Raw genomic sequence first — 5,094 nt, forward strand, 5'->3', positions numbered from 1 at the left:
ATGGGTCTTATGCCGATATCGGCATAAAGGGCATAATGCCGCGATCCGGATTATGCCGCATGGCCTTTCGGAATGGGGGTTTTCCGTGGGTCAGCCATGCGGCAGTTCGGCATAATCAGAGGGCTTCGAGCCAGGCGAGTAGTTCGTCGTTGGGGCGGAACCTGCCGGGTCGAGTTTCTGGCGCAGCGACGCTGGCCAGCGCTTTTTCCTTCAGCCGCATGTCAGCATGGATATAGATTTGCGTCGTCTCGACGGATTCATGCCCGAGCCAAAGCGCAATGACCGACTGATCGACGCCATGGTGAAGCAGTTCCATGGCGGTGCTGTGGCGAAGGGTGTGCGGGGTCACCCGCTTGCTGGCGAGGCTTGGGCAGGAGCGCGCGGCGGTCAGACAGTGTTTGCGAACCAGATGTTCGAGGGCGTCACGCGAGAGTGGATCGCCACGGATGGAAGGGAACAGCGGCCCGTCATCGTCGCTGCGCCATTCTTTCAACCAGTTTTGCAGGGCCTTGGCGGTATCTCGACGAAGCGGTGTGCAACGTTCCTTGCGCCCTTTACCCAGGCAGCGGACATGTGCCCCGGTGCCGAGGACGACATCCCTGCGGCGCAGACCGGTCAGTTCCGATGCCCGCAGGCCCGTTTGCAAAGCAACGAGCAGGAGGATGTGGTCACGCCGACCGGTCCATGTCGAACGGTCGGGCGCAGCCAGCAATGCCGCGATCTCAGGTCCATCGAGGAACGTGACGCTTCTTTTCACATAGCGCTTGTCCGGCAGAGCGAGGATTCTCTGGCAGTGCAACAGCCACTCCGGCTCGTTCATAGCCACATAGCGGAAGAATGACCGGATGGCGGCAAGCCGCGTATTGCGGCTTCGCGCGCCATTGCCTCGCGCCATTTCGATATGGATGAGGAAGTCGCCGATCACTTCGGCATCAAGATCGGCGATGCCGAGGCTCGTCGGCGGCTTTCCCGATCGTGTGGCGGCAAAGCGGACCAGAAGCCGGAACGTGTCGCGGTATCCCGCGATCGTGTGGCGGCTTGCCTCCATCTGCGTGCAAAGCCGGTCGGTGAAGAAGCGCTGGAGCAGCGCCGGGAACATCATGCCGGTCATGAGCATATCTCCCGATCGTGAGGATCGGTGATCCGGGCTGACGCCAGGTCCAGCAGTTCTGGAACTGCCTCGATATACCAGTAGGTGTGATCGGGATTGGCGTGGCCAAGCCATGTGGTCAGCTTGATCATTTCCCGTGCCGGATCCTTGCCGGACCTGTACCAGTCGATCATCGTTCGCGCAGCGAAGCTGTGCCGCAGGTCGTGGATGCGGGGACCACGACCGTGGCGCCCCTCGGTCTGAGGTTCACGCAGGCCAATGCGTTGGCACACATGCGCAAAGTTGTAGCGCGCGCCGCAATCGCCGAGCCTGCTTCCATCGCATTTGACGAAGAATGGAACCGAAGCGCGCCCCAGCAACCGGTCCCTCTGGGCAACATAGGCGCGCAGTCGATCGAGAACAGTATTGTGGACGGGAAGCAGGCGTTCCTTGCCAAGCTTGCCGTAGCGGATGTGAACGATACCGGTATCGAGATCGACGTCGCCGGTATCGAGGCTCAGCGCCTCATTAACCCGCATGCCCGTCACCGCGATCAACCCGAACAGGGTCGAACAGGTCAGACCGCGCATGCCATAGATTGACGACAACTGCGCTGCTTCTTCGACAATGGTGGCGATCTGCTCCGGGGTGAAGATATAGGGATGCGTTCTGCAATAGCGGTAAGGGACCAACCCACGGGGAAGCACTTCATGGGCGGCATCCATGCTGTGCAGCCACTGGCTGAACAGGCGCACCATGATGAAGCGGGCGCCCCATGTCGATCGCCTGGCGTTGCCGAACGCACCCTGCCAGCGCAGGAACAGGTCGGTCGTGACATGATCGACGCCCTGCTCATCGGCATATTGCACGAAGCGGCGCAGTGCCCTTTCGGCCGTGGCCAGGTCGTATCCCAGGCTGCGCCTCACGCTAAGATAGCGGTCAAGCTCTTGAGCGAGAGTCATTGTGCCTCTCCCGCCACCGGCCACAGTTTTGCGATCGAGCGCAGGTCGTCGATATCCAGCTTCGCATAGATCATCGTCGAAGCGCGCGACCTGTGGCGCAGCATGTCGCCGATTTCGGCAAGTGAGGCGCCATTGCGTACCATGTTCGTTGCCAGGCTGTGGCGAAGGACATGCGATCCTACATACGGGCCGGGTGGTGTGACCCCGGTCGCGGCGAAGGCATCCTGCAATATGGTGTTGATGACCTGCCCATCCTTGAAGGGACCATTTGGCGCCCGCAACGAGACGAACAGCGTCCGTGATGCCGATACGCGCTCCTGACGGATATAGGCCGCAACCGCTTCTCCAACATCCGACGGAACAGGCAGGCGATCGTGGCGCTGGCCCTTGCCCCGGACGAGCAACTCACCGGCGCGCCAGTCGATATCGTCAAGCTGGATGGCGATCACCTCCGGTGCCCGCAGCCCGAGCCGCGCCATCATCAGCAGCATCGCATGATCGCGCAGTCCATGCTTCGGATTGTCGCGGACCCATGCGAGCAGGGCTTCGATCTGCTCAGGCGACAGGAAGCGCGGCAGCCTCGCACCCCAGCGCTGGGCGACGGTCGGCACGCACAGCGCAAGGTTGGTTTCCGTGACGCCGCGTTGGAACAGATATTGGAAGAAGTTGCGCAGGTGGGTGGCGGCGGTCTTGTCGCGATAGGGACCTTTTCTCCCCAGCAGATATTGAAGGAAGAATATCACATCGCCTGCGCTGATCGCCGCGAGATCGGTTTCGCCGCTGCCGAACCGATGGTCGAGGAAGCGGTCGGCAAAGCGCCAGGAATGATAGATCGTACGCGGACTGATCCCGCGCTGCCGAACCAGATACTCTTCATAATCGATGCGCAACGCTGCACGCGCGATCTGCCCCGGTGTCGCGACCGGAGCTGGCACCGTGCCACTCGTAACAAGATGGGCGACGAAGCGCCGTGCGATATTCTGGCATTTGTTGGGCTCGCGCCGGTTGCGTTCGTCATTGCGAACCAGCTCGGCCGCCCGTTCCGCTGTCAGGTCTTGTGGCGATATTCCGGCGGCTTCGATCAGGGATACCAACCGCGTCAGCAGGACCCGATAGGCCTTTATCGTTTGAGGCTTGTAGTTTTCGGCGGTCAGCCGCTCCATGAACGTAGCGATATCTCGGTCGAACTGGGATTGCAGGTCATTCGGCATTTTTCGTGCTCCTTGCTATGGAAGCACGATCCGACCCTTGCGACCGCCCCGACCGCAATACTATCGTCAGCGCGTAAATGCCGATTAGGGCATGACGATAATGATCTTTGTTGCGGGCGGGACGATATGAAGAAGGCGACCAAGGGGCCGAGCATTAAGACGGCCCAGGCATTGCTGGCGAAGCATGAGTGCCCCGTGCCGTTCCACGAGGTACGCACCCGCTTCCTGGGCAATATCGCAACGCCCGCGATTTCGGCCTCGCCGCTTCAGATCATCAAGGACCTTTGGGGTGGCGAACTGCCGCCCTTTGACAGCATCGAGGAGGTCAACGAACTGCTCGATACTCTGGTGCAAGGGCTTTGGAACGACCTCACCCGGCATCAGAAGCGCAGTCAGCCCTTCCGGTTGACCCGCCCGTCGACAGAGCCGACCGCCGTCGACCTGGGCCAATATGGCCTCGTTCGCCTCCAGGAACTGGATGGGTTCATTGAAGGCCTGTTCAATGGCGAGGACGTCATCGACCTGCCTGAACGGGCGCACGAGGCCGTCGACCGTCTTGCGGAGATGCGCGCTATGATGGCGGGTATTTGCGAGCTGGTTTCGCACGCACCAGATGCCGATGACGCCGCCAGGCTCGACACAACGTTCAGGCATTTGCGCGAACTGACGCGGATCATGGAGACCGAGATCCACGAAGCCGTATTGTCCTGCACGCGCGCGCGCCGCCAGATGATCGAGGGCATCCTCACCGAGAAGCCGACGGTGCATTGATAGCCATGATGCCCGAAGACCAACTCCGGGAGAAGCTGCGCAAGATCGAGGCGCTCTATGCTGGTGCCAAGACCGATGGTGAGAAGTCCGCCGCCGGTGCGGCGGCGGAGCGCATCAGGGTCAAATTCGAGAACGCCAGCAAGCAGGAGCGTGCCGAAGAGTTCAAATTCTCGATTACAGATCCCTGGTCCCGTCAGCTTTTTATCGCCCTATGCCGCCGATACGGCATCAAGCCCTTCCGCTATACGCGGATGCACCGTCAGACCGTCATTATCCGTGCGCCGGCCAGCTTCGTCCAGATGACGCTTTGGCCGGAGTTTGAGGAACTGAGCAGCGCCCTCACTGCCCATCTCGACGAGATCACCACCAAGATCATCCGCGAGGAGGTGCACGAAGCCACCCAGGATGCAGACGAGGTACGCGAACCGCGCCAGCTACGGTGAGGGCGACGCGGCGATAAGCGAACACGGTTCGACATCGGCCGCAAACGTCCCTAGCCGACGTGCGGAACTGTCCACAGCCAGCCGTTAAGCTGACGGAAGTCACGTTGATCGCGGTTCACCAACCTCATAGACGCGCAGGTTGCGATCACCGATGCCCAGGCTTGGCCAAGCCGCGCGCCACTCGGCAATATGCGCCGAGGCAAAGTGACCATCGAGGGCCTCCTGATCGGCCCAAAGCTCTTTGACGTGAATGACGCCTGGGACGAGTACATCCTCCGCGTAGCCATATTCAACGCAACCTTTTTCGGCGCGACTGGCCTCAGTCATACGCTTCATGATCGGCCGAGCGGCCTCCATGTTGTGCGCAGGAAGACGAACGGTTCCGACAATCAACAGCATAAATCGAACATAACGGCGTGGCCGTTTGAAAGAAAGGCTTCGACTGCTTTTGTTCGATCACGCTGAAACCCGATCATCCCAAAATGACCCCAGAGAATTGATCATCACCAAGGCGGTCATTCGAAGCCGTCTGATTATGCCGAACTTCCGCATGGCTGATCCACGGAAAACCACCATTCTGAACGGCCATGCGGCATAACCCTGCGTTCGGCATAATG

At 60.5% G+C, this 5,094-nt stretch carries 6 protein-coding genes; 2 read left to right on the plus strand and 4 right to left on the minus strand.

Annotated elements, in window-relative coordinates:
* Window positions 1–115: 115 nt before the first annotated feature.
* The 3 genes from ACP7BL_RS17695 to ACP7BL_RS17705 are packed head-to-tail and all read right to left on the minus strand — an operon-like array spanning window position 116 to window position 3,263.
* The gene (locus tag ACP7BL_RS17695; RefSeq protein ID WP_426258915.1) at window positions 116–1,111 is read right to left on the minus strand and encodes a tyrosine-type recombinase/integrase; all 996 of its coding nucleotides are present in this window, start codon (window positions 1,109–1,111) and stop codon (window positions 116–118) included.
* The gene (locus tag ACP7BL_RS17700) at window positions 1,108–2,052 is read right to left on the minus strand and encodes a tyrosine-type recombinase/integrase (RefSeq protein ID WP_426258916.1); all 945 of its coding nucleotides are present in this window, start codon (window positions 2,050–2,052) and stop codon (window positions 1,108–1,110) included. The genes ACP7BL_RS17695 and ACP7BL_RS17700 overlap by 4 nt, the downstream gene beginning before the upstream one ends.
* Window positions 2,049–3,263 (minus strand): tyrosine-type recombinase/integrase, encoded by a 1,215-nt coding sequence (locus tag ACP7BL_RS17705; RefSeq protein ID WP_426258917.1) that lies wholly within the window; start codon window positions 3,261–3,263, stop codon window positions 2,049–2,051. Before ACP7BL_RS17705 ends, ACP7BL_RS17700 begins: the two co-directional genes overlap by 4 nt.
* Window positions 3,264–3,389: 126 nt before the next feature.
* On the opposite strand from ACP7BL_RS17705, the gene ACP7BL_RS17710 reads away from it, so the two are divergent.
* Together ACP7BL_RS17710 and ACP7BL_RS17715 are read left to right on the plus strand one after the other, a co-directional pair.
* The gene (locus ACP7BL_RS17710) at window positions 3,390–4,034 is read left to right on the plus strand and encodes a hypothetical protein (RefSeq protein WP_426258918.1); all 645 of its coding nucleotides are present in this window, start codon (window positions 3,390–3,392) and stop codon (window positions 4,032–4,034) included.
* 5 nt (window positions 4,035–4,039) lie between these two features.
* Window positions 4,040–4,477 (plus strand): hypothetical protein, encoded by a 438-nt coding sequence (locus ACP7BL_RS17715; protein ID WP_426258919.1) that lies wholly within the window; start codon window positions 4,040–4,042, stop codon window positions 4,475–4,477.
* Window positions 4,478–4,576: 99 nt separating this feature from the next.
* On the opposite strand, the gene ACP7BL_RS17720 is transcribed toward ACP7BL_RS17715, so the two are convergent.
* On the minus strand, window positions 4,577–4,876 hold the full coding sequence (locus ACP7BL_RS17720; protein WP_426258920.1) for a putative quinol monooxygenase: 300 nt from the start codon (window positions 4,874–4,876) through the stop codon (window positions 4,577–4,579).
* Window positions 4,877–5,094 lie beyond the last annotated feature (218 nt).

Source organism: Sphingomonas sp. DC1600-2 (assembly GCF_049897605.1).
Classification (GTDB): Bacteria; Pseudomonadota; Alphaproteobacteria; order Sphingomonadales; family Sphingomonadaceae; genus Sphingomonas.

Coding starts and splice junctions, on each gene's coding strand:
- ACP7BL_RS17720 (WP_426258920.1), bottom strand. CDS start 4,876: ATGCTGTTGATTGTCGGAACCGTTCGTCTTCCTGCGCACAACATGGAG.
- ACP7BL_RS17715 (WP_426258919.1), top strand. CDS start 4,040: ATGATGCCCGAAGACCAACTCCGGGAGAAGCTGCGCAAGATCGAGGCG.
- ACP7BL_RS17705 (WP_426258917.1), bottom strand. CDS start 3,263: ATGCCGAATGACCTGCAATCCCAGTTCGACCGAGATATCGCTACGTTC.
- ACP7BL_RS17700 (WP_426258916.1), bottom strand. CDS start 2,052: ATGACTCTCGCTCAAGAGCTTGACCGCTATCTTAGCGTGAGGCGCAGC.
- ACP7BL_RS17710 (WP_426258918.1), top strand. CDS start 3,390: ATGAAGAAGGCGACCAAGGGGCCGAGCATTAAGACGGCCCAGGCATTG.
- ACP7BL_RS17695 (WP_426258915.1), bottom strand. CDS start 1,111: ATGACCGGCATGATGTTCCCGGCGCTGCTCCAGCGCTTCTTCACCGAC.